The sequence below is a fragment of the Massilia sp. DD77 genome (genome assembly GCF_036961685.1).
Taxonomy (GTDB): Bacteria; Pseudomonadota; Gammaproteobacteria; order Burkholderiales; family Burkholderiaceae_D; genus Telluria.
This window is the reverse complement of sequence record NZ_JBAMDH010000001.1, coordinates 1-22,508: the sequence shown is the minus strand read 5'-3', so window position 1 is coordinate 22,508 and position 22,508 is coordinate 1. Positions and strand designations below refer to the sequence as shown.

The 22,508-nt window shown below is 62.9% G+C and carries 20 protein-coding genes and 1 pseudogene; 8 read left to right on the top strand and 13 right to left on the bottom strand.

The window, feature by feature from the left end; genetic code table 11:
• Positions 1–71 precede the first annotated feature (71 nt).
• The 4 genes from V7778_RS00105 to V7778_RS00090 all read right to left on the bottom strand — a co-directional run bounded on the left by V7778_RS00105 (position 72) and on the right by V7778_RS00090 (position 4,595).
• Entirely contained in the window at positions 72–1,274 is a 1,203-nt protein-coding gene (locus V7778_RS00105) for an ABC transporter substrate-binding protein (RefSeq protein ID WP_335551332.1), read from the bottom strand.
• 26 nt (positions 1,275–1,300) lie between these two features.
• Positions 1,301–2,008, bottom strand: coding sequence for an ABC transporter ATP-binding protein (locus V7778_RS00100; protein WP_335551331.1), 708 nt, complete (start codon positions 2,006–2,008; stop codon positions 1,301–1,303).
• On the bottom strand, positions 2,005–2,778 hold the full coding sequence (locus V7778_RS00095) for an ABC transporter ATP-binding protein (protein WP_335551330.1): 774 nt from the start codon (positions 2,776–2,778) through the stop codon (positions 2,005–2,007). The genes V7778_RS00100 and V7778_RS00095 overlap by 4 nt, the downstream gene beginning before the upstream one ends.
• 182 nt (positions 2,779–2,960) lie before the next feature.
• The gene (locus tag V7778_RS00090; protein WP_335551329.1) at positions 2,961–4,595 is read right to left on the bottom strand and encodes a GMC family oxidoreductase; all 1,635 of its coding nucleotides are present in this window, start codon (positions 4,593–4,595) and stop codon (positions 2,961–2,963) included.
• 1,241 nt (positions 4,596–5,836) lie between these two features.
• On the opposite strand from V7778_RS00090, the gene aac(6') reads away from it, so the two are divergent.
• Positions 5,837–6,280 carry an aminoglycoside 6'-N-acetyltransferase gene (gene aac(6') / locus V7778_RS00085; RefSeq protein WP_335551328.1) on the top strand — a complete coding sequence of 148 codons (444 nt, stop codon included), beginning with the start codon at positions 5,837–5,839 and terminating at the stop codon, positions 6,278–6,280.
• 22 nt (positions 6,281–6,302) lie between these two features.
• Positions 6,303–7,097 (top strand): 5'-methylthioadenosine/adenosylhomocysteine nucleosidase, encoded by a 795-nt coding sequence (locus V7778_RS00080; RefSeq protein ID WP_335551327.1) that lies wholly within the window; start codon positions 6,303–6,305, stop codon positions 7,095–7,097.
• Here the strand turns inward: V7778_RS00080 and ald are convergent.
• Positions 7,067–8,182 (bottom strand): alanine dehydrogenase, encoded by a 1,116-nt coding sequence (gene ald, locus V7778_RS00075; protein WP_335551326.1) that lies wholly within the window; start codon positions 8,180–8,182, stop codon positions 7,067–7,069. The genes V7778_RS00080 and ald overlap by 31 nt on opposite strands.
• Before the next feature lie 204 nt (positions 8,183–8,386).
• Entirely contained in the window at positions 8,387–12,043 is a 3,657-nt protein-coding gene (gene putA / locus V7778_RS00070) for a trifunctional transcriptional regulator/proline dehydrogenase/L-glutamate gamma-semialdehyde dehydrogenase (protein ID WP_335551325.1), read from the bottom strand.
• A gap of 212 nt (positions 12,044–12,255) precedes the next feature.
• On the opposite strand from putA, the gene V7778_RS00065 reads away from it, so the two are divergent.
• A complete protein-coding gene (locus tag V7778_RS00065; protein ID WP_211518786.1) occupies positions 12,256–12,711 on the top strand; it encodes an Lrp/AsnC ligand binding domain-containing protein in 456 nt (151 codons plus the stop codon).
• A gap of 65 nt (positions 12,712–12,776) precedes the next feature.
• Here the strand turns inward: V7778_RS00065 and V7778_RS00060 are convergent, their stop codons facing one another.
• Positions 12,777–13,733: a LysR family transcriptional regulator gene (locus V7778_RS00060; protein WP_211522523.1), complete on the bottom strand. Its 957-nt coding sequence runs from the start codon at positions 13,731–13,733 to the stop codon at positions 12,777–12,779.
• Between the two features lie 139 nt (positions 13,734–13,872).
• Here V7778_RS00060 and V7778_RS00055 point away from each other — a divergent pair, with 139 nt between their 5' ends.
• Positions 13,873–14,157, top strand: a complete 285-nt coding sequence (locus tag V7778_RS00055) for a hypothetical protein (RefSeq protein ID WP_335551324.1) — start codon at positions 13,873–13,875, stop codon at positions 14,155–14,157.
• A gap of 525 nt (positions 14,158–14,682) precedes the next feature.
• Here the strand turns inward: V7778_RS00055 and V7778_RS00050 are convergent.
• The gene (locus V7778_RS00050) at positions 14,683–15,237 is read right to left on the bottom strand and encodes a DUF1003 domain-containing protein (RefSeq protein WP_335551323.1); all 555 of its coding nucleotides are present in this window, start codon (positions 15,235–15,237) and stop codon (positions 14,683–14,685) included.
• A 14-nt stretch (positions 15,238–15,251) separates the two neighbouring features.
• On the opposite strand from V7778_RS00050, the gene V7778_RS00045 reads away from it, so the two are divergent.
• Complete coding sequence (locus V7778_RS00045) at positions 15,252–15,473, top strand: ChaB family protein (RefSeq protein WP_335551322.1); 222 nt, start codon at positions 15,252–15,254, stop codon at positions 15,471–15,473.
• Positions 15,474–15,505: 32 nt separating this feature from the next.
• Here V7778_RS00045 and V7778_RS00040 read toward each other — a convergent pair whose 3' ends face one another.
• The 4 genes from V7778_RS00040 to V7778_RS00025 form a co-directional block, all read right to left on the bottom strand.
• The gene (locus V7778_RS00040) at positions 15,506–15,766 is read right to left on the bottom strand and encodes a YfhL family 4Fe-4S dicluster ferredoxin (protein ID WP_335551321.1); all 261 of its coding nucleotides are present in this window, start codon (positions 15,764–15,766) and stop codon (positions 15,506–15,508) included.
• Between the two features lie 13 nt (positions 15,767–15,779).
• Positions 15,780–16,280, bottom strand: a complete 501-nt coding sequence (coaD, locus tag V7778_RS00035) for a pantetheine-phosphate adenylyltransferase (protein WP_335551320.1) — start codon at positions 16,278–16,280, stop codon at positions 15,780–15,782.
• 105 nt (positions 16,281–16,385) lie between these two features.
• Complete coding sequence (rsmD, locus tag V7778_RS00030; RefSeq protein ID WP_335551319.1) at positions 16,386–17,030, bottom strand: 16S rRNA (guanine(966)-N(2))-methyltransferase RsmD; 645 nt, start codon at positions 17,028–17,030, stop codon at positions 16,386–16,388.
• Positions 17,031–17,081: 51 nt separating this feature from the next.
• Positions 17,082–17,975, bottom strand: coding sequence for a DUF6279 family lipoprotein (locus V7778_RS00025; protein ID WP_335551318.1), 894 nt, complete (start codon positions 17,973–17,975; stop codon positions 17,082–17,084).
• Positions 17,976–18,000: 25 nt separating this feature from the next.
• On the opposite strand from V7778_RS00025, the gene glmU reads away from it, so the two are divergent.
• Positions 18,001–19,377 carry a bifunctional UDP-N-acetylglucosamine diphosphorylase/glucosamine-1-phosphate N-acetyltransferase GlmU gene (gene glmU, locus V7778_RS00020; RefSeq protein ID WP_335551317.1) on the top strand — a complete coding sequence of 459 codons (1,377 nt, stop codon included), beginning with the start codon at positions 18,001–18,003 and terminating at the stop codon, positions 19,375–19,377.
• A gap of 205 nt (positions 19,378–19,582) precedes the next feature.
• Here glmU and V7778_RS00015 read toward each other — a convergent pair whose 3' ends face one another.
• The gene (locus tag V7778_RS00015; protein WP_335551316.1) at positions 19,583–20,053 is read right to left on the bottom strand and encodes an Lrp/AsnC family transcriptional regulator; all 471 of its coding nucleotides are present in this window, start codon (positions 20,051–20,053) and stop codon (positions 19,583–19,585) included.
• Between the two features lie 161 nt (positions 20,054–20,214).
• Here V7778_RS00015 and glmS point away from each other — a divergent pair, with 161 nt between their 5' ends.
• A complete protein-coding gene (gene glmS, locus V7778_RS00010; RefSeq protein ID WP_335551315.1) occupies positions 20,215–22,044 on the top strand; it encodes a glutamine--fructose-6-phosphate transaminase (isomerizing) in 1,830 nt (609 codons plus the stop codon).
• A gap of 295 nt (positions 22,045–22,339) precedes the next feature.
• Positions 22,340–22,508 (top strand): annotated as a pseudogene (locus V7778_RS00005) (transposase); the annotation flags it as partial.

Below are 22,508 nucleotides of genomic sequence, written 5' to 3'. Positions count from 1 at the left end.
GGAAACTTGGGCCCCCGCCTTCGCGGGGGTGACGTGCCGAGGCTGGAGGTGCTAAGTGCGCAAGGGTCCGCTTATTTCCACAAGGAGCACTTGGTTTCGGCTTTCTTGGTGTAGGCCTGGTCGCCCGGGATGGTGGCGACGACCTTGTAGTAGTCCCACGGGTACTTCGATTCCGCCGGTTTCTTGACCTGCATGAGGTACATGTCGTGGACCATGCGGCCGTCCGGGCGGATGCTGCCGTTCTTGGCGAACATGTCGTTGACCGGGGTCTTCTTCATGTGGGCGATCACCTTGTCGGCGTCGTCGGTGCCGGTGGCCTTGACCGCGTTCAGGAACTGGGTCGCGGCGGAATAGTCGCCCGCCTGCAGCATCGAGGGCTGCTTCTTCATCTTGGCGAAGTAGCGCTTCGACCAGGCGCGGGTGTCGGCGTTCATGTCCCAGTACCAGCCATCGGTCAGGTACATCCCCTGGGTGGTGTTCAGGCCCAGGGTGTGGATATCGTTGATGAAGACCAGCAGACCGGCCAGCTTCATCTTCTTCGACAGGCCGAACTCGTTGGCCGCCTTGACCGCGTTGATCATGTCGCCGCCGGCGTTGGCCAGGCCCAGCACCTGCGCCTTGGACGACTGCGCCTGCAGCAGGAAGGACGAGAAGTCCGAGGCCGACAGCGGGTGCTTGACGCTGCCCACCACGGTGCCGCCATTGGCCTTGACCACGTCGGCGGTGTCCTTCTCGAGCGACTGGCCGAAGGCGTAGTCGGCGGTCATGAAGTACCAGGACTTGCCGCCCTGCTTGAGCATGGTGGCGCCGGTGCCGCGCGCCAGCGCCACGGTGTCGTAGGCGTAGTGCACGGTATAGGGCGTGCACTGCTCGTTGGTCAGCTGGGCCGTGCCGGAGCCGATCGCGATGAAGACCTTTTTCTTTTCCGCCGCAACCTTGGCCATGGCCAGGCTGGCGCCCGAGTTGGTGCCGCCGATCAGCAAATCGACGCCCTGTTGGTCGAACCATTCACGCGCCTTGGAAGCGGCGATGTCGGGCTTGTTCTGGTGGTCGGCGGTGATCAGCTGGATCTTCTTGCCGTTGATGGCGCCGCCCGCGTCGGCGATCGCCATCTGGATCGCTTCGATGCCGCCTTTGCCGTCGACGTCCGAATACACGCCGGACAGGTCGGTGATGAAACCGATCTTGATCACGTCGCCCGAGATCTGGGCATGGACAGGCAGGGAAAAACCGGCACTGGCAGCCAGGGCCAGGGTGATGGCACGCAGTTTCATACTAGTCTCCGTTGTTATCTGAAAAATCACACACCCAGGAGCTCGGTGAGCACCGGCATCCTGGCTTCGAGTTCGGCCGCGGCGATCGTCTCGACGACCTGGCCATGCTCCACCACGTAAAAGCGGTCCGCCAGCTTTGCCGCGAAGCGGAAATTCTGTTCCACCATGACGATGGTGTAGCCCTTGGACTTGAGGGTCGTGATCATGCGCGCCAGGGCCTGCACGATGACCGGCGCCAGGCCTTCCGAGATCTCGTCCAGCAGCAGCAGGCGCGCGCCGGTGCGCAGGATGCGCGCCACCGCCAGCATCTGCTGCTCGCCGCCCGACAGGCGCGTGCCCTGGCTGTGGCGGCGCTCGTAGAGGTTGGGGAACATGGCGTAGATCTCGTCCACGCTCATGCCTCCTGCGCTTGCGTTCAGGCGCGGCGGCAGCATCAGGTTTTCCTCGGTCGACAGGGACGAGAAGATGCCCCGCTCTTCCGGGCAATAGCCGATCCCGAGGTGGGCGATGCGGTGGGTCGGCAGGCCGATCGCCTCCACGCCATTCACCCGGATCGCGCCGCTGCGCCGTCCCGTCAGGCCCATGATGGCGCGCAAGGTGGTGGTGCGGCCGGCGCCGTTGCGGCCCAGCAGGGTGACGACTTCGCCCGGGTTCACGCTCAGGCTGATACCGTGCAGGATGTGCGATTCGCCGTACCAGGCGTGCAGGTCGCGGATCTCGAGTGCGGGGGTCATCCGTGGGCTCCCTGCAGCTCGGCGTCGGTGGTGCCCATATAGGCCTCCATCACCTGCGGATTGCGCGCCACCTCGGCATAGCTGCCCTCCGCCAGCAGCGCGCCGCGCTGGAGCACCGAGATGCGGTCGCAGATGCCCGACACGACGTTCATGTTGTGCTCCACCATCAGGATGGTGCGCCCTGCCGACACCTTCTTGATCAATTCGGTAACCCTGTGGACATCTTCATGGCCCATGCCCTGGGTCGGTTCGTCCAGCAGCATCAGTTCCGGCTCCATGGCCAGGGTCGTGGCGATCTCGAGCGCCCGCTTGCGGCCGTAAGGCAGGTCGGCCGTCAGCACGTCCGCACAGCCCTCCAGGCCGACCTCGGCCAGCAGTTCCATGGCGCGGCCGTTCAGGCTTTCGAGCGAGCGTTCGCTGCGCCAGAAGTGGAAGCTGGTGCCGAGCCGGCGCTGCAGGCCGATGCGCACGTTCTCGAGCACGCTCAGGTGGGGAAAGACCGCCGAGATCTGGAAGGAGCGGATCACCCCCATGCGGGCGATCTGGGCCGGCCGGGCGCCCGTGATGTCCTTGCCGTTGAACAGGATCTGCCCGGAGCTCGGCACCAGGAACTTGGTGAGAAGATTGAAACAGGTGGTCTTGCCGGCGCCATTGGGGCCGATCAGCGCGTGGATATGGCCGCGCTGGACCTTGAGGTTGACGTTGCTAACTGCCGTGAATCCCTTGAATTCCTTGGTCAGATCCCTTGTCTCCAGGATGACATCCGCCATTGGCTCTCCCACGTACTACTGTGAAGGCAACATTGCTCAACAAATAATACCTACAAGGACAGGTGCTCACAATACGCTGACGCTAGCGTGTGCATGTTTCATGTCCGGCGGACGCGCAAGGCGGGTGTGCAGTTTTGCACAGGCAATCCCCGGGCTATTCACGCATTTATGCACAGACTTATTCACGTCCCGTGCGCAAGTTTGCCCAGGATATCGGCGGCCGTCTTTTCCGCGATCATGATCGTGGGGGAATTCGTGTTGCCCGAGGTGATAAAGGGCATGATCGAGGCGTCGACCACGCGCAGTCCGCGCACGCCATGTACGCGCAGGCGGCTGTCGACCACGGCCAGCGGATCGTCCGCGCGTCCCATGCGGCAGGTGCCGACCGGGTGGAAAATCGTGGTGCCGATCATGCCGGCGGCCTGGGCCAGCTCTTCTTCCGTCCGGTATTGCGGGCCGGGCAGGTATTCCTGGGGCCGGTAGCGGGCCAGGCCGGGCGCGGCCACGATGCGTCGGGTCAGCTGGAGGGCAGCCGCGGCGGTCCGGCGGTCGGCCTCGGTGCTCAGGTAGTTCGGCGTGATCTTCGGCGCCGCGTAGCTGTCGCCGGATGCGATGCGCACATGGCCGCGCGAGCTCGGCTGCAGGTTGCACACGCTCGCGGTAAAGGCCGGGAAGCGGTGCAGCGGGTCGCCGAACTTGTCCAGCGACAGCGGCTGGACGTGGAATTGCAGGTCCGGCGCGCCCAAGCCGGGCCGCGAGCAGGCAAAGGCGCCCAGCTGCGACGGCGCCATCGACATCGGACCGCTGCGCAGCAGCGCATATTCGAGGCCGATCCAGGCCTTGCCGAACCAGTTCGACGCCCGCGTGTTGAGGGTCGGCGCGCCCTGCACCTTGAAAATCATGCGCAACTGCAGGTGGTCCTGCAGGTTTTCGCCCACGCCCGGCGCATCGACCAGGGGCGCGATGCCGTGGTCGCGCAGCAGTCCCGCCGGCCCGATGCCCGACAGCTGCAGGATCTGGGGCGAGCCGATCGCGCCCGCCGCCAGCAGCACTTCGCGCCGGGCCGAGGCGGTGAAGGCGCGGCCGCCGCCGGTGAACTGCACGCCGTGGCAAAGCTTGCCCTGCTCCGTGTCCGTAAACAGCAGGCGCTCGACGTGACAGCCGGTCATCACGGTCAGGTTCTCGCGCTGGGCCGCCGGCGTCAGGAAGGCGCGCGCCGTGTTGAGACGGATGCCGCGGCGCTGGTTGACCTCGAAATAGGCGGAACCTTCGCCGCCGCCCGCATTCAGGTCCTCGATCTTGGGAATCCCTTCCTGCTCGGCCGCGTCACGGAAGGCGTCCAGGATCTTCCACGACAGGCGCTGGCGCTCGACCCGCCATTCGCCGCCGGCGCCGTGGACCTCGCTGGCGCCGCCATGGTGGTCTTCACTGCGCTTGAACAGCGGCAGCACCCCCTCCCAGCGCCAGGAGGGATCGTCCGTCAGCTCGGCCCAGCGGTCGTAGTCGGTCTTCTGGCCACGCATGTAGATCATGCCGTTGATCGACGAGCTGCCGCCCAGCACCTTGCCGCGCGGGTAGATCAGCGACCGTCCGCCCAGGCCGGCATCCGGTTCGGTCCGGAACAGCCAGTCGGTGCGCGGATTCCCGATGCAGTGCAGGTAGCCGACCGGGATATGGATCCACAGGTAGTCGTCGCGGCCGCCTGCTTCGATGATCAGGACCTTGAGCTCCTTGTTCGCCGTGAGCCGGTTGGCCAGTACGCAGCCGGAGGTGCCCGCTCCGACGATGATGTAGTCGTAGTCGCCAGCCGACTCCACGCTCAAGGCACCCGAATGCGCATGCCGCCGGGCTCCGGCATGCAAAAAGCGGGCAACAACGACAGCGCAGCGAAGTCCAATTTGCCTCCGACCGTGGTTCGATGGATGGAGCTTACCAGATCGACACGGGAAGTCTAGAGCTCATCTGTGGATAACCGACTTGATATCCACAGGTATCGTTTGTGCAAAACTCGGCTTTTTTACACAGGCAAAAATCTTGTCCAGATTTGCCACCAAGAACTTTGCGTGCCGGTGCACTGGCTTATGCGGCGCATAAGCTGCTGATTTTTCGTAGGTTAACCGGCTTGTCCACAGGAATGGGTTGGCGTTAACTACTACTACCAAACTTGTATACAGATTCTGGTTGTAAACCCGAGAAGCTTCCGAAAAATTTTTTTTTGGCTCGGACGTTGCAACTTTGCACATCCCAAGCCTGCATCGCCAACCCCGCGTTCGCCTCGCCCAGCTCCCTCGCGAACACGGGAAAAACAGTGTGACCTTGCACGCTCTGTGGAAAACCGCATGAATATCCACAGGATCGAATGTGCAAAAACGACTGTCGGCCAGCACCACCAATTTCTATCCAAGTTTCCTACAAGGTAAAAACAAGCCTTGTCCCGCAGGTAAACGCAAGCGTAAACAATTGATCTTGTGAGAAAAATCGGGTTTATCCACAAACCCTGGGCCGTTTACTATTACTACCAACTTTGTATACATACTTTTAAATAAACAACAAAAGCATGTTCTTCTACGTGCCCGCTCAACAACCGTGACGGCATCAAGCAAAAAAACGTCTGCCCAAAAAACAAGCATGAGCTGCCCGTCCTGGACCGAACGCAAACCGCGGCACATCCGTTTCCGTCCCGATCACCAGGTATTGATCACGCTGTCCCATGTCTTGAAGACCCAAAAACACGACTGCGCGCTCCAGGCTGTGGAAAAGCTACTGCATATCCACAGGATCAGATGTGCAGAACGTCCTGTTCGACGACTCGGCCGTTTTTTGTCCACGTTTCGTGCAAGCCGGGAACAAGCTTTGTCCCGCAGGTAAACGCATGCGTAAGCGATTGATGTTGTGGAGTAAACCGGTTTTATCCACAGACAATCGACCGTTTACTATCACTACCAAGCTTGTATACATATTCTTTAAGTAAACAACAGAAGCAAAGGCGGACAAACAGCCGCCAGGGCGATGCGCTTCTGCTAATCTCCGAAGCTAAGTCATCACGCTGAGCTTCCTCATGACCATCATCAAGCGCTGTACAAGCGCGGAACAAGCCGGCTGGCTCGCGCTGCGCATGGCCTTGTGGCCTGCGGAAAGCAGCGAACACCTGCCTGAAATGCAGGACAACTGTGCACAACCGGAACGTTATGCACAGTTCCTTGCTTATTCCGACGCCGGCGAAGCCCAGGGACTGGTCGAAATCGCGCTCAGGAGCGATTACGTGAACGGCACCGACAGCTCGCCGGTCGGCTTCCTGGAAGGCTTGTACGTCGCTCCGGGCTTCCGCAAGCAGGGCATTGCCCGTTTATTGGTCGACAAAGCCCAGCAATGGGCGCGCGAACAGGGTTGCAGGGAGCTGGCGTCCGATGCACTGCTGGACAATACGGCCAGCCAGGCCATGCACCTGGCGCTAGGATTCGAAGAAACCGAGCGCGTGGTGTACTTCCGCAAACCGCTTTGAACGAGAAAATAGACCAGCCACCATGCGATTAGGGATCATCAGCGCACTGCACGAAGAACAGGCAGGGCTCGTGGAAGCCATGAGAGGGCCCTCCAGGCTCATCCATGGCATGCGCGACTACGTTGCCGGACAACTGTGGGAAATCGACGCTGTGTGCGTCCTGTCGCGAATTGGGAAGGTTGCGGCCGCCATGACCGCGACAACCCTTGTGGAAAAGTTCGGAGTTACCCACATCCTCTTCACCGGCGTGGCCGGTGCGGGGGACAGGACGGTGCAAGTGGGCGACATCGTGGTAGCGGAATCGCTGGTCCAGCACGACATGGATGCGAGCCCCCTGTTTCCCCGCTTCGAAGTGCCCTTGACCGGGCAAACCCATTTCCAGCCCGATGCGCCACTGTCGATGCGCCTGGTGGGGGCGGCCCAGGATTTCCTTGAACTGGACTTCCTGGACGCGGTCGGCGAAGGAGAACGGCGCGCGTTCGGGCTTGCACGGCCGCGCGTGCACCGCGGCCTGGTGGCCAGCGGCGACCAGTTCGTGAACGACCGGCTGCGCCTGGAAGCGATGAATGGCCTGCTGCCCGGGCTGGTGGCGGTGGAGATGGAAGGCGCCGCGGTGGCCCAGGTATGCCACGAGCTGGGCGTGCCCTGCGCCGTGATCCGCGCGATTTCCGACAACGCCAATGAAAACGCGGCGCCCGACTTCATGCGTTTCGTGAAATCGGTCGCCGCGCAGTATGCCTTCCACATCACCCGGCGCCTGTGCCGGGACCTGAAGGAAGCGCCGCTTCAGCCCAGGAGCGATTCGGCCGGCACGTAGTCGTAGCCCAGGTCGCGCGCCACGGCTTCGTAGGTGACCTTGCCCTGGCAGACGTTCAGGCCGTGGCGCAGGTGGACATCGTCCGCCAGCGCCTTGCGCCAGCCCTTGCCCGCCAGCGCCACGGCGTGGCCGATGGTGGCGTTATTCAGGGCAAAGGTGGAGGTGCGCGCCACCGCGCCCGGCATGTTCGCCACGCAGTAGTGGATCACGCCATCCACCACGAAGGTCGGATCGGCATGGGTGGTCGCATGCGAAGTCTCGAAGCAGCCGCCCTGGTCGATCGCCACGTCCACGATCACCGCGCCCTTCTTCATGCGCGCCACCATGTCGCGGGTGACCAGCTTCGGCGCCGCGGCGCCCGGCACCAGCACGCCGCCGATCACCAGGTCGGCCGACAGCACCGCCTGTTCCAGCGCGTGGGCGTTCGAGTACAGGGTCGAGATGCGGTTGCCGTAGACCAGGTCGAGCTGGCGCAGGCGATCGACGTTCTTGTCCAGCACCGTCACGCGCGCGCCGAGGCCGGCCGCCATCTGCAGCGCATTGGTGCCGACCACGCCGGCGCCGATGATGACCACATGGCCGGCTTCGACGCCGGGCACCCCGCCCAGCAGCAAGCCCATGCCGCCCTTCGACTTTTCCAGGTGGCTGGCGCCGGCTTGAATGGACATGCGCCCGGCCACTTCGCTCATCGGCGCGAGCAGCGGCAGGCCGCCGCCGGGGCCGGTGATGGTTTCGTAGGCGATGCAGATGGCGCCCGACTTGACCAGCGCCGCGGTCTGTTCGGGATCGGGAGCCAGGTGGAGGTAGGTGTAGAGCAGCTGGTCCTTGCGCAGCATCGCGCATTCGGCCGCCTGCGGCTCCTTGACTTTCACGATCATTTCCGCGCGCTCGAAGATCTCCTTCGCCGTCTCGACGATGGCGGCGCCTGCCGCCACGTACTGCTCGTCGAGCAGGCCGATCTCCGCGCCCGCGTTCTTCTGCACGAGCACCTGGTGCCCGCGCGCGGTGAGTTCGCGCACGGACGGGGGCGTGAGGCCTACCCGGTATTCGTGGTTCTTGATTTCCTTTGGAACGCCAACCAGCATGTCTACCTCCAAGTTGTAAGGAGCTGTTCGTAGGGCCGGCGGGTCTCCCGCCGACGCGGTGACCGTTAACGGAGGATCCGCCACGAAGGCCGATCTTGCGACACGACTCACCACGTCGGCGGCATCGCCGCCGACCCTACAGCTCTCGTAGTAATACCTCTCCTGCTACCTCGCTTCGTTAATGCGTTGATACTTCGTCGATTCTTACAGCCCCAGCGTCATCAGGCTTGCGTTGCCGCCAGCCGCCGTCGTGTTGACGCACACGGCCCGCTCGGCCACCAGGCGCCACAGGTCGATCGCCTCGCCGGTCCTGGTGTCCACGATACCCACGATCGCGCCCGGACGCGCCGCCAGCTGCGCGCGCAGCGAGCCGGCCAGGCCGCTTTCCAGCATCGCAACCTGGAACTCTTCCGCGCCCAGTTCCGCCTGGCCGACGAAGCGCACGCGCTCCTTCACCAGCACCGGCAAGTTGGCCGGAATCTCCTGCGCACCGGCCAGCACCAGCGCACGGTTGCCCGTGGCCAGCGCCGCGGCCAGCTGGTTGAGCAGGCCGGCGGGGGTAGCAGGGGCGCACAGCACGGTGCCGCGCGAGGTGAAGGACAGCTGGTTGCGCTCGCCCGTCGGACCCGGCAGGTCGATCGTCACGCCGGTCAGCGCGGAATGGCCATAGGGTTCGGCCAGCGCCGCGATGTCCTGGTGGCCGCTGCCGCGCAGCCAGCCGAGCAGCGCTTCCAGCCCGGCTTCGGGAGCGCGCTGGTGCTGCCGCTGGTGCTGCATAAGGGGCGCGGCGGCGCGCTGCAGGCGCTTCAGGTAGAGCGGACCGCCGGCCTTCGGGCCGGTGCCGGATTTACCTTCGCCGCCGAAAGGCTGCACGCCCACGACCGCGCCGACGATGTTGCGGTTCACATAGATGTTGCCCACGTGCGCACGCTCGACGATGAAGTCGATGGTCTCGTCGATGCGCGAGTGCACGCCCAGGGTCAGGCCGTAGCCGGTGGCGTTGATCGCGTCGATCACCTGCGGCAGCTCGGCGCGGCGGTAGCGCACGACGTGCAGCACCGGGCCGAAGACTTCCTGCTTCAGCTCCGCCAGCGAGGCGATTTCGAGCACGGTCGGCGGCACGAAGGTGCCGCCTGCGTTCACGGCGGCCGGCAGCGCGAGCGCGAAGTGGCTGCGCGCGGTGGCCTTCATGCGCTCGATGTGGGCCAGCAGGTTGCGCTGGGCTTCCGCATCGATCACCGGGCCGATGTCGGTCGCCAGGCGGTCCGGGCTGCCGACAACCAGCTCCTGCATCGCGCCCTTGAGCATCTTGATGGTCTTGTCGGCGATGTCGTCCTGCAGGAACAGCACGCGCAGGGCCGAGCAGCGCTGGCCGGCGCTGTCGAAGGCCGAGCTCAGGACGTCCTGCACCACCTGCTCGGGCAGCGCCGAGGAGTCGACGATCAGGGCGTTCTGGCCGCCGGTTTCGGCCACCAGCGGAATGTCGATGCCTTCTTTTTCGGCACGCGCGGCCAGGGTGCGGTTGATCAGCTGGGCCACTTCGGTGGAACCGGTGAAGATCACGCCGCGAATGCGGGTATCCGCGGTCAGCGCCGCGCCGACCACTTCGCCGCGGCCCGGCAGCAGCTGCAGGGCCGCGCGCGGGGCGCCCGCCTCGAGGAACAGCTGCACCGCGCGGTACGCGATCAGCGGAGTCTGCTCCGCCGGCTTGGCCAGCACCACGTTGCCGGCCACCAGGGCGGCGGCCACCTGGCCGGTGAAGATCGCCAGCGGGAAGTTCCACGGGCTGATGCAGGTTACGGGCCCCAGCGCGCCGTCAGCGTTCGCGCTGCGTGCCTGGACCGCGTAGTAGCGCAGGAAGTCGACCGCTTCGCGCAATTCGGCGATCGCGTTCGGCAGCGATTTGCCGGCCTCGCGCACGGCGAGGGCCATCAGCTCGACGCCGTGCTGTTCGAACAGGTCGGCGGTGCGCTCCAGGATGGCGGCGCGCGATGCGGCCGGGGTGGCGGCCCACTCGCCGGCAAAGGCGGCGGCCGCGGCCAGCGCGGTCTCGACGTCGGCGCGCGAGGCTTCATGCACGTGGCCGACGACGTCGTGCTTCTGTGCCGGGTTGACGATGTCTTCCCAAGCCGACTGCATGAATTCGCCGGCGAAAAGAGGCGTCGCGTTGTACTGGCGCTGCTGGGCCAGGCCTGCGGTCACCTGGCGCAGCACGTCTTCGTTGACCAGGTCGTAGCCGGCGGAATTCTTGCGCTCGGCGCCGAACAGGTCCAGCGGCAGGGCGATCGCCGGGTGCGGACGGGCGCCGTGCAGGCGCGCCTGCTCGAAAGGATCGGCCAGCAGCGAGTCGATCGGCACGCTCTCGTCCACGATCTGGTTCACGAAGGACGAGTTGGCGCCGTTTTCCAGCAGGCGGCGCACCAGGTAGGCGAGCAGGGTTTCGTGCGAGCCGACCGGGGCGTAGATGCGGCAGGGCTTGTCCAGCTTGTCCTTGCCGACCACCTGGTCGTACAGGGTCTCGCCCATGCCGTGCAGGCACTGGAATTCGTAGTTGCTGACGCCTTCGGCCTTGGCCCAGGTGTAGATCACCGACAGCGAGTGCGCGTTATGGGTGGCAAACTGCGGGTAGATCAGGTCGGTGGCGCCAAGCAGCTTGCGTGCGCAGGTGAGATACGAAACGTCGGTGTACACCTTGCGGGTATAGACCGGATAGCCCGGCATGCCGTCCACCTGGGCACGCTTGATCTCGGCGTCCCAGTAGGCGCCCTTCACCAGGCGCACCATGAACTTGCGGCCGCTGCGCTTGGCCAGGTCGACCACGAAGTCGATCACGAAGGGGCAGCGCTTCTGGTAAGCCTGGACCACCAGGCCGATACCCTCGAAACCGGCCAGCTCGGGGTCGACAGCGAGTGCTTCCAGCATGTCGAGCGAGATCTCGAGGCGGTCGGCTTCCTCGGCGTCGATGTTGATGCCGATGTTGTACTGCTTGGCCAGCAGGACCAGGCTGCGCACCCGCGGCAGCAGTTCGCCCATCACGCGGGCATATTGCGCGCGGCTGTAGCGCGGGTGCAGGGCCGACAGCTTGATCGAGATGCCCGGGCCGTCCTTGATGCCGCGGCCGTTCGAGGCCCGGCCGATCGCGTGGATCGCGGTTTCATAGGAGGCGTAGTAGTTCTTCGCATCGCTTTCCGTCAGCGCGGCTTCGCCCAGCATGTCGTAGGAGTAGCGGTAGCCGCGGGTTTCGTTGTCGCGGCTGTTCTTCAGCGCTTCGTCGATGGTCTGGCCGGTGACGAACTGGTTGCCCAGCATGCGCATCGCCAGGTCCACGCCCTTGCGGATCAGGGGTTCGCCGCCCTTGGCGATGAGGCGGGTGATGGCCGAGCCCAGGCCTTTTTCGCTATTCGTGTTGACCAGCTTGCCGGTGATGAGCAGGCCCCAGGTGGCGGCGTTCACGAACAGCGAGGGCGATTCACCCAGGTGCTTGCGCCAGTCGCCCTTGCTGATCTTGTCGGCGATCAGGCGGTCGGCGGTGTCGCTGTCCGGAATGCGCAGCAGCGCTTCGGCCAGGCACATCAGCGCCACGCCTTCTTCGGACGACAGCGAGAACTCGTGCATCAGCGCGTCCACGCCCGAGGCGCGGGTGCGCTTTTCGCGCACGCTCGAGACCAGGCGGTGGGCCAGCATGTAGGCGTCGCCGTTGGCGCTGGCGCCCTGGGCCAGCAGCCACTGCACGGCGTCGGTTTCATCGCGGCGGTAGGCGCTGGTGATGGCGGCGCGCAGCGGCGACTGGTCGCGCTTGACTTCGGCCTGGAGCGCATCGAACGGAACAAAGGTGGAGGCCGGGGAAGCGGCAATCTGCATGGTGACTCTTCAATCGAAAAAGGGCATCGGGACCACCGCGTAGCAAAAGCGCCGCACCGCAAGGGGGCGGCCGGCGCATGTCATGACACGGTGAATTGATTCGATTGTAGAAGGAATTCTTCTGGATTAATTCTGTTTTTACGACAGACTAGCAATAGATAGTTTTTGGTGCGACAATCTGACCGAATAATATTTATAACGGAGAGAGACCGATGCTGGACAAGATCAGTAAGAAAATTCTGGCCGAATTGCAGAATGACGGGCGAATCAGCAACGTCGAGCTGGCCGCGCGGGTGAATTTGTCGCCCGCCGCCTGCCTGGAACGGGTGCGCAAGCTGCACGAGTCCGGCTATATCCAGGGCTACACGGCCCAGCTCAATCCCCAGCTATTGGATGTGTCGCTGCTGGTCTTCATCGAGGTGGTACTGGATCGTACCACTCCTGAGGTCTTCGATGCATTCAAACAGAGCGTGCAGATGATTCCGGAAGTGCTGGAGTGCCATATGGTGGCCGGCGGCTTCGATTACCTGGTCAAGGCGCGGGTGAAGGACATGGCGGCTTACCGCGAATTCCTGGGCAAGACCCTGCTGCAGAAGGGCGTGCGCGAGACGCATACCTATGCGGTGATGGAAGAGGTCAAGAATACGACCAAGCTGCCGATTCGTTGATCGACGACACCGATATTGTTTGAACCGCCGTAGGGTTGGCGGCTCCGTCGCCAACCCTACGAACCTCACACCACCTTGCGCGCGCCCGTCTTCGGCGCGGCGCTCTCCGCCATGCTTTCCAGGTTCTTGCGCAGCCAGCGGTGCGCCGGGCTGCGCCCGTCGCGCTCGTGCCAGAGCATGTCCAGGTGCACGGCCGGCAGCTGGAAAGGCAGCTCGCGCCACACCAGCGCGTCGGTCATGCCGGTCGAGACCATCAGGTGCTTCGGCAGCACCGTGATCAGGTCCGAATTCGCCACCACCCGCCCCGCCGTGAAGAACTGGTTCACGGTCAGCAGGATGCGGCGCTCGCGGCCGATCTGGGCCAGGGCCTCGTCGACCAGGCCATGGGCCCGGCCCGAGAAACTCACCAGGAGGTGGTTCGCCTTGCAATAGGTGTCGAGGTCCAGCTTTTCCTTGGCCAGCGGGTGGTCCTTGCGCATCACGCACACATACACGCCCGAATACAGGCGCTCATGACGGATCGGCGAACCGGTCTCGTAGGACAGCTGGGCCGCCACGCCCGGGAAGAAACCCACCGCCAGGTCGATGTCGCCGCGCAGCAGCATGGGACGCGGTTCGCGCGTGGTGAGCGGCACCATGCGGATGTTCACGCCCGGCGCCTCGCTCTCGATCGAACGCATCAGCGACGGCAGCCACAGGGCGGCGGTGGCGTCGGCCATCGCCATGCGGAAGGTGGCCTGGGCCTTGGACACATCGAAGGTTTCCGGCATCACGGCCGCTTCCAGCGCCGCCAGGGCCTGGCGCACGGCCGGCCACAGGGCCTCGGCGCGCGGTGTCGGCTTGACGCCGTAGGCGGTGCGGATCAGGAGTTCGTCGCCCAGGCTTTCCCGCAAACGCTTGATCGCATTCGAGACGGCCGGCTGTGTCATCGCCAGGTGGCCGGCGGCGCGGGTCAGGTTTTGCTCGGTCATCACCGCGTCGAACACGCGCAGCAGATTCAGGTCAAGCGTCAGGAAGCTCATGGCAATTCGGAAGGACTGTTGTGTGTACACAAGTGTACATCAAATCATTCACAAACAGTATAAGTGCTATCAACAATCGGAATTAGATTTATATGTTGCGTTGCACTATATTTCGTATCATACCGTATTGATCTGAATCATGTCCGCCACCTCTACTTTACTCCAGACCGCCGCGACCGTGCCTTACGGCCAGGTGTTCAGCACGACCGTCTACCTGTCGCTGCTGGGTGGCGCCCTCATGTTCTTCCGTCCTCTGCTGGTCGGCATCGGCCGCGCCCTGTTCCTGACCGTGCGGCCACGCCGCAGCAAGGCCGAGCTGGCCGCCCGCCAGGTGCGGCGCGATGCCCTGGCAGCCACGCACCGCGCCACCGGTCTGAACGAGGTCGACGCCGCCGAAGTGCGCGCCATGGCCTGCCGGCACTAACAAAGACTGTTTCTCCGTATAGCGCGGTGTCCGGAAACGGATGCCGCGCTTTTTTTTCGTCCCGTCTCCCCGTCAGGCCGCCATTTTGCGGCGTTCCAGCTTCCGCCTCGCCCTTCATCCCGCCAGTGACGACTGATCAGGTCGTGTTCTTTCGTGACTCTTCGTCACCGGGCTTTTCTCGCGCATGTGATTTAACAAATATGACAAAGAGTAGATATTGATGGGCAGAAGCTCTATGAACAATGTCGAAATTTGTCGACTTGATAGGTCGATAAGGCTGGAGATAGGGCAACATTGAGCGAAATTAGAAGTATCGTCCGAGGTAAATATTTTTACCGAAAAAATAGACAACTTAAGCGATGATAGTGCATGTTTGCCGGAACGTTGTTCGCATAAAGGGTCAGATATAACGAATTTCACATTAAAGAATAACAAGGAAGTTATTTTCGGTAAAAACGCCGAGCGATCGACATCAATGGCTTGCGCCAGCCCCCTTGACCGGTTTTCCGACCGGTCACCAGTGAATTATTTACGCTCGCTGTCGAGTCCGTCCGCTTCCCGCTCGATGACGGAAATGACGGCCTTGGTGTCGGTGCGCCGGGCCAGTTCGTCGGCTTCGCGGTCGGGCTTATCCTGGACCCCTGGCAGGTCGCGCCGCAGCTCCTCCAGCATCTGGATGATCTTGCTGGTCTTCTCGTCGGCCAGCAGGCTGACCTGCAGGTCGAGGTGGGCGTGGTGGTTGGCGAGCCTGGACATGCGGTTCTGGCGAATCAGCACCGCGGTGGAAATGATGAAGGCGTTCAGGCCGATCAGGCCCTGGAGCCAGAAGAAGGGAGGTTCGTCGAGCTGGGGAAAATCGAGATTGGGTGCGACAAGGTTCCAGGCGATCCAGCACACTGCGAACACGAGATTGGCGGCGACATAGGCCGGCGTGCCCAGCATCAGGCTGACCCGTTCGAAAAATGCCTGTGCCGGCGACAGCTGCTCCTTCTTGCGCTCGTGAAAATCGGCGATGACGCCGAGATTTTCATGCACGGAAGACGGAAGCTTGCCTGTCAGTTCGTCGTCTGGAGCATCCATGAAAGGAGCATAGCATGCCCTATCGGTCGATTTTCGAGCTGCCGCCGAAGGTGCGCGCCAACCTGCCGCAATATGCGCACGAGACTTATCAACAGGTATTCAACGAGGCCTGGGACCAGTACGCCGACCGCGGCGAGGCGCGCGAGCAAAGTGCGCACCTGCTGGCCTGGAAAACGGCGGTGAAGAGGAAGTACAGGAAGAACGAGGAGACCGGCGACTGGGAACCGGCCGGGTGAGGCGAATCAGGCCGCGCAGTCAGGCCGCGAAATCAGGCTACATTCTTGGCGGCGGTCAGGCGCTCATACTTGAGCATGAGCTGCTCGCGCGATTCGCGCCAGTCGGGGTGCAGCGGAATGCAGGAGACCGGGCAGACCTGCTGGCACTGCGGTTCGTCGAAATGGCCGACGCATTCGGTGCACTTGTTCGGATCGATCTGGTAGAACTCCGCGCCCATCGAGATTGCTTCGTTCGGGCACTCGGGCTCGCACACGTCGCAATTGATGCAGTCGTCGGTAATCAACAGAGACATTGTAAAAACTCGCTCAGGCTTTCGGTGCGGCCGCCATGGTGGCGATCTTCTTTTGCAGCCAGCGGTCGACCGAGGGGAAGACAAACTTCGACACGTCGCCGCCCAGCACCGCGATCTCGCGCACGATGGTGCCCGAAATGAACTGGTACTGGTCGGACGGGGTCAGGAACATGGTTTCGACATCCGGCAGCAGGTAGCGGTTCATGCCCGCCATCTGGAACTCGTATTCGAAATCGGACACGGCGCGCAGGCCGCGCACGATCACGCGCGCATCGTGTTCACGCACGAAATCCTTGAGCAGTCCGGAGAAACTCTCGACCTGCACATTCGGGTAATGGCCCAGCACTTCCTTGGCAATCTCGAGCCGTTCGTCGAGGGTAAAGAACGGACGCTTGTTCTTGCTGTCGGCGACGCCGACGATCAAGCGGTCGAACAGGCCGGATGCGCGACGCACCAAATCCTCGTGACCGCGGGTCAGCGGATCGAACGTACCTGGATAAACGGCTACAACCATTGCGGCTCCTGAAATCACCTTATTGGAAGGCGCATTATGCCTGAAATTCCGGCAGCCGCCCCAGCGTGGGGCGGCTTTTGCCCAATTATTGGGCAGGATTCCGGCTTAGGTTTTGTTTTTATGCAACTTGAGCAGGTGGTAATAGACCATGCCCGCCTTGTCGGCGCGCACAGCCTCCCAGCCTTGCAGCCATTCCGGGGTCGCGTCGCCCTCTTCCAGCGGCAGGATCGCCTCGGCTTCGGCATATACCATGCCGTCTTCCTTCAGCAGCGCCGCGCACAGCGGCAGGGACTTGGCCAGCAGCTCCTGCTGGTAGGGCGGGTCGAGGAAGATCACGTCGAAGCGCTGGCCGCGGGCCGCCATGTCGCGCAGGGCCGCCAGGGCATCGGCGCGCAGGATGCTGATGTTGCCGGCCTTGAGCTTGTCGCGGTTGGCTTCGAGCTGGCGGACCGCCGGGCCATGGCTGTCGATCATGGTCACCGAAGCGGCGCCGCGGCTGGCAGCCTCGAAGCCCAGGGCGCCGGAGCCGGCGAAGGGATCGAGCACGCTGACGCCCGCCCAGTCGCCGCCGAGCTGGTGGTTGATCCAGTTAAAGACGGTTTCGCGCACCCGGTCCGGGGTCGGGCGCAGGCCGAGGGCGTCGACCACGGGGAGGAGACTGCGTTTCCAGGCGCCGCCGATGATGCGGACCTGGTGCTGGGCCATGCGCGGGGCGCCATGGGGCTTGGGAGAGGCGGACTTTTTCTGCATGGCCGGGACTATAGCATGGGCCTTGCGCCTTCTTTTTCGCCAGCTTCCCTGTTACTTGCCGGCCGCCAGCGCCTGGAAATCCTGGATCCAGCCCTGCATGCGCTGCTGGGCGTGGGCCTTCTGCGCCGGCGTGGCCATGCGGATCGCGGTCAGGATGTATTTCGTGGTCTGGTCGATGTAGGTGTCATAGAAGACCTTGCGTTCGGGTGACTCCATGCGGCCGAAGAACTCGCGCAGCATGGCCTGGATCTGGGCAGCCGTTTGCTCGCGGTTCAGTTTTTCCTGCTGCACCTTGCGCAGCAAGGCCAGGATGCGCCGCTGGCGGTACTGGCGCTCCTCGAGGAAGACCTGGTTGTCGAGCGGCCGCGCGTCCGAGGCGCGGCGCATCGCCTTTTCCTGGTCGCTGGTGAAGTTGCCGAACCAGAGTTCGAACTGCTCCATCGATTTCTTGAAGCGGGCCTTCTGGCGTTTTTCCGTGTCGCCGGACATGAACTTGCGGCGGTATTCCTCGTTCTTGCTGTTGAACTTGCGCTCGATATTGCCGATCTGCTCGGGCGTGATGCTCATGGCCAGGGTGGTCATTTCAGGAACGGCGCGCAGCGCCATGCGTTCGCCGCGCACGCGCAGCTCGCGGTAGGCATGGGCCAGGTCGGCCTGGGTGGGATTGCCGGCCAGCTGGCGCTGGAAAGTTCCCAGCAGGGCGGCATAATCCTTGAGCTGGGTTTGGCGATGCCATTGGAACAGATTGTCGATGTCGCGCTTGGCGATGTCGGTTTGTCGTCCCTCGAAGTCGACATAGGCGTCCAGCCACCAGTACAGTAGGGTATCGCCCTGGTTGTAGGTGAAGCGGATGGTGCTGCAGCCTGCCATCAGCGCCAGCAGCGCGATCGCAAGCAAGGCAAACGTGCGGCGGAACAGGGAATCTGGCGTGCTAAAATTTTTCATATTTTCAACTTTTTGAGAACGGCTTATGAACGTAGTGATCCTCGCCGCCGGCATGGGAAAGCGCATGCAATCCGCACTGCCGAAAGTTCTGCACCCACTGGCTGGGAAGCCGCTGTTGCAGCATGTCATTGATACCGCGCGCAGCCTGAAGCCGAGTAAATTATGCGTGATTTACGGGCACGGGGGCGCAGCGGTGCCCGAGATGGTGGGCAAGCTGGCAGAATCCACCGGCGCCGCGATCGACACCGCGCTGCAGCAGCCGCAGCTGGGCACCGGCCACGCCGTGATGCAGGCCGTGCCGCAAATCGATGAAAACGTGCCGACCCTGGTGCTCTACGGCGACGTGCCGCTGACCACCGCCGATTCGCTGCGCCGCCTGGTCGAGGCCGCCGGCAGCGACAAGCTGGCGATCCTGACCGTCGAGCAGGCCAATCCTTTCGGCCTGGGCCGCATCGTGCGTGAAAACGGCAACATCGTGCGCATCGTCGAGGAAAAGGACGCCAACGAGGCCGAGCGTGCCATCCGCGAGATCAACAGCGGCATCATGGTCATCCCGACCCGCCGCCTCAAGAGCTGGCTGGAATCGCTGTCGAACAACAATGCCCAAGGCGAGTACTACCTGACCGACATCGTGGCCAAGGCCGTGCTTGAAGGCGTGCCGGTCGTGTCCGCCCAGCCGTCGGCGGAATGGGAAGTGGCGGGCGTCAACAGCAAGGTCCAGCTGGCCGAGCTCGAGCGCCGCCATCAGTTAAATATCGCTATTGCCCTGCTGGAAAAAGGCGTGACCCTGATGGATCCGGCCCGCATCGACGTGCGCGGCGAGCTGGTGTGCGGCCGCGACGTCGTGATCGACGTCGGCTGCGTGTTCGAGGGCCGGGTGGAACTGGCGGACGGCGTGACCGTCGGCCCGAACTGCGTGCTGGTCAATACCAGGATCGGCGCCGGCGCCACTATCAAGCCGTTCTGCCACCTCGAAGACGCGGTGGTCGGCGACAAATCGCAGATTGGTCCGTATGCCCGCCTGCGTCCGGGTACCCAGCTGGGCGAGGACGTGCATGTGGGTAACTTCGTCGAGATCAAGAACAGCACCGTGGCGGCGCATTCGAAGGCCAATCACCTGGCCTACGTGGGCGACGCCACCGTGGGTTCGCGCGTCAATATCGGCGCCGGCACCATCACCTGCAATTACGACGGCGCCAACAAGTTCCGCACCGTGATCGAAGACGACGCCTTCATCGGCAGCGACAGCCAGCTGGTGGCGCCGGTCACCGTGGGCGCGGGCGCGACCCTGGGCGCGGGCACCACCCTCACCAAGGATGCGCCGGCCGGCAAGCTGACCATCTCACGTCCCAAGCAAATGACGGTGGAAAACTGGAAGCGCCCGGTGAAGGTGAAGAAGTAATCCACCGGATACCGACAGGGTAATCACAGGAAGAACACAAGAAAAACACAGGGTAATCACATACTTATCCTGTGCCCTATCAAGTGGTCTTCCACAAAGTTATCCACAGAGCGGAAATAAGCGCAGACGCTACCCCCGTCATTCCCGGACTAGGCGTCCCCCTTGGCGGGAACCCAAGTTTGCGTGAGCCGCAAATAGCCCTGAATTACACCGCAATCCTCGTATCAAACTTGCTCCGATACGTAGAAAAATACGCCTTCACATTCCGCACGTTCGCATGCGACGTGAACAGCCGATGCGCCAGCGCATGATAGGCCGGCATATCCGGCACCTGCACGATCAGCACGAAATCCGGCCCCGGCGCAACCCGATAACACTGCATCACCGCGCTTTCCAGCGCCGCCAGCTTCTCGAACTGGTTCATGCGCTCGGCCGCCTGCACGTCGAGTGTGATCTCGACGATGGCGGTCAGGCGCGCTCCGACCTTGTCCGGATTCACGATCGCCACCTGACGCTCGATGACGCCCGCCTCGCTCAGCTGCTTGACGCGGCGTAGGCAAGTGGGTGGCGACACATGCACCAGTTCCGCCAGTTCGGCGTTCGTATGCGATGCATCAGTCTGCAATGTATTCAGGATGCGACGATCAAGATCGTCGAGGATGTATTCTTCAGTCATGTCGTGAAATATTCTTAAAATATTGTCGATGAAATGAAAGAAAATTTCATCTTTGTTGAGACGTGAAATAATCTAACAAAAACGGTCAGATTCTGAAAGCTTATTTCATGAGGCTTGCTCTAGGATAGCTTTCGTTAACAATCTTTAATAGAGGTAAAGCCATGTGCGGTATCGTCGGTGCAGTCGCCCAGCGCAACATTACTCCCGTCCTGATCGAAGGCCTCAAGCGCCTCGAGTACCGAGGCTATGATTCCTGCGGCGTCGCCGTGCACCTGGATGGCCGCCTGACCCGCTCGCGCAGCACCTCACGCGTGGCCGACCTCGAAACGCAAGTGCGCGAAGCGCGCCTGGACGGCTTCACCGGCATCGCCCACACCCGCTGGGCCACCCACGGCGCCCCGGCGTCGCACAATGCCCACCCGCACTTCTCGCCGACCGAACAGAACGCGCGCATCGCACTTGTCCACAACGGCATCATTGAAAACCACGACGAGCTGCGTCAGGAATTGACCGGTCTCGGCTACGTCTTCCAGAGCCAGACCGACACCGAAGTCATCGCCCACCTGGTCGACCACATGTACAACGGCGACCTGTTCGACACCGTCCAGCAAGCCGTCAAGCGCCTGCATGGCGCCTACGCGATCGCCGTGTTCTGCCGCGAAGAGCCGCACCGCGTGATCGCCGCCCGCCAGGGTTCGCCGCTGATCGTCGGCGTCGGCGAGAACGAGAATTTCGTTGCCTCGGACGCGATGGCGCTGGCCGGCACCACCAACCAGATCATCTACCTGGAAGAAGGCGACGTGGTCGACCTGCAGCTGGCCCGCTACTGGATCGTCGACGCCGAGGGCCGCTCGGTCGAGCGCGAAGTCAAGACCGTGCACGCCCACACCGGCGCGGCCGAGCTGGGCCCTTACCGTCACTACATGCAGAAGGAAATCTTCGAGCAGCCGCGCGTCATCGGCGACACCCTCGAAGGCGTGACCGGCATCATGCCGGAACTGTTCGGCGACGGCGCCTACGGCGTGTTCAAGGAAATCGACCGCGTGCTGATCCTGGCCTGCGGCACCAGCTACTACGCCGGCCTGACCGCCAAGTACTGGATCGAATGCATCGCCAAGGTCCCGGTCAACGTCGAAATCGCCAGCGAATACCGCTACCGCGACAGCGTCCCTCACCCGCAGACCCTGGTCGTGACCATCTCGCAAAGCGGCGAGACGGCCGACACCCTGGCCGCGCTGAAGCACGCGCGCAGCCTGGGCATGCCGCACACCCTGACCATCTGCAACGTCTCCACCAGCGCCATGGTGCGCGAGTGCAAGCTGGCCTACATCACCCGCGCCGGCGTCGAAGTCGGCGTGGCCTCGACCAAGGCCTTCACCACCCAGCTGGCTGCGCTGTTCCTGCTGACCCTGACCCTGGCGCAAGTCAACGGCCGCCTGAGCGACGCCGAAGAAGCCGAGCACCTCAAGCAGATGCGCCACCTGCCGGTCGCGCTGTCCTCGGTGCTGGCGCTCGAGCCGCAGATCATGGCCTGGGCCGAAGAATTCGCGCGCAAGGAAAACGCCCTGTTCCTGGGCCGCGGCATGCACTACCCGATCGCCCTGGAAGGCGCGCTCAAGCTCAAGGAAATCTCCTACATCCACGCCGAAGCCTACCCAGCGGGCGAGCTGAAGCACGGCCCACTGGCGCTGGTGACCGAAGAGATGCCGGTCGTCACGATCGCCCCGAACGATGCGCTGCTGGAAAAGCTGAAGTCGAACATGCAGGAAGTGCGCGCCCGCGGCGGCCAGCTCTATGTCTTCGCCGACGTCGACTCGCGCATCACCTCGGGCGACGGCCTGCATGTGATCCGCCTGCCGGAGCACTATGGCGAGCTGTCGCCGATCCTGCACGTGGCGGCGTTGCAGCTGCTGGCCTACCACACCGCACTGGCGCGCGGCACCGATGTGGACAAGCCGCGCAACCTGGCGAAGTCGGTGACGGTGGAATAAGGTTTTCCACAATCATTGCTTGCCAGAACAGGTTAAATATAGTCCGTCAACTGCAATTTATGTTTGTCACATTGCAGTAAAGTTTGTCAAATCTGAAGATTGAATCCAGGTCTCAGAAATTTGTAGATGTAGTAGCCCATGTGTGCGCGATTGCTCACATGGGCTATTTTTTTTGGAGCTAATGTCCAGAGCAGTCGAAGTTCTGGCAGGATATAACTGCTTCCGATGGTAATCCCCCCACAAAAAGAGCGCGATAAGAAGTAGAATTTTCTACTTAAGACACAGGAAGCTCTACATGAAGAGGTCCCGCTACCGACAGCCAGATCATCGCCATCCTCAAGCAAGCAGAAACCGGCAGCCCAGTACCGGAGCTGTGCCGCGAGCACGACATTAGCAATGCCACGTTTTACAAGTGGCGCTCCAAGTTTGGCGGCATGGACGCCTCGTTGATGGCACGGATGAAT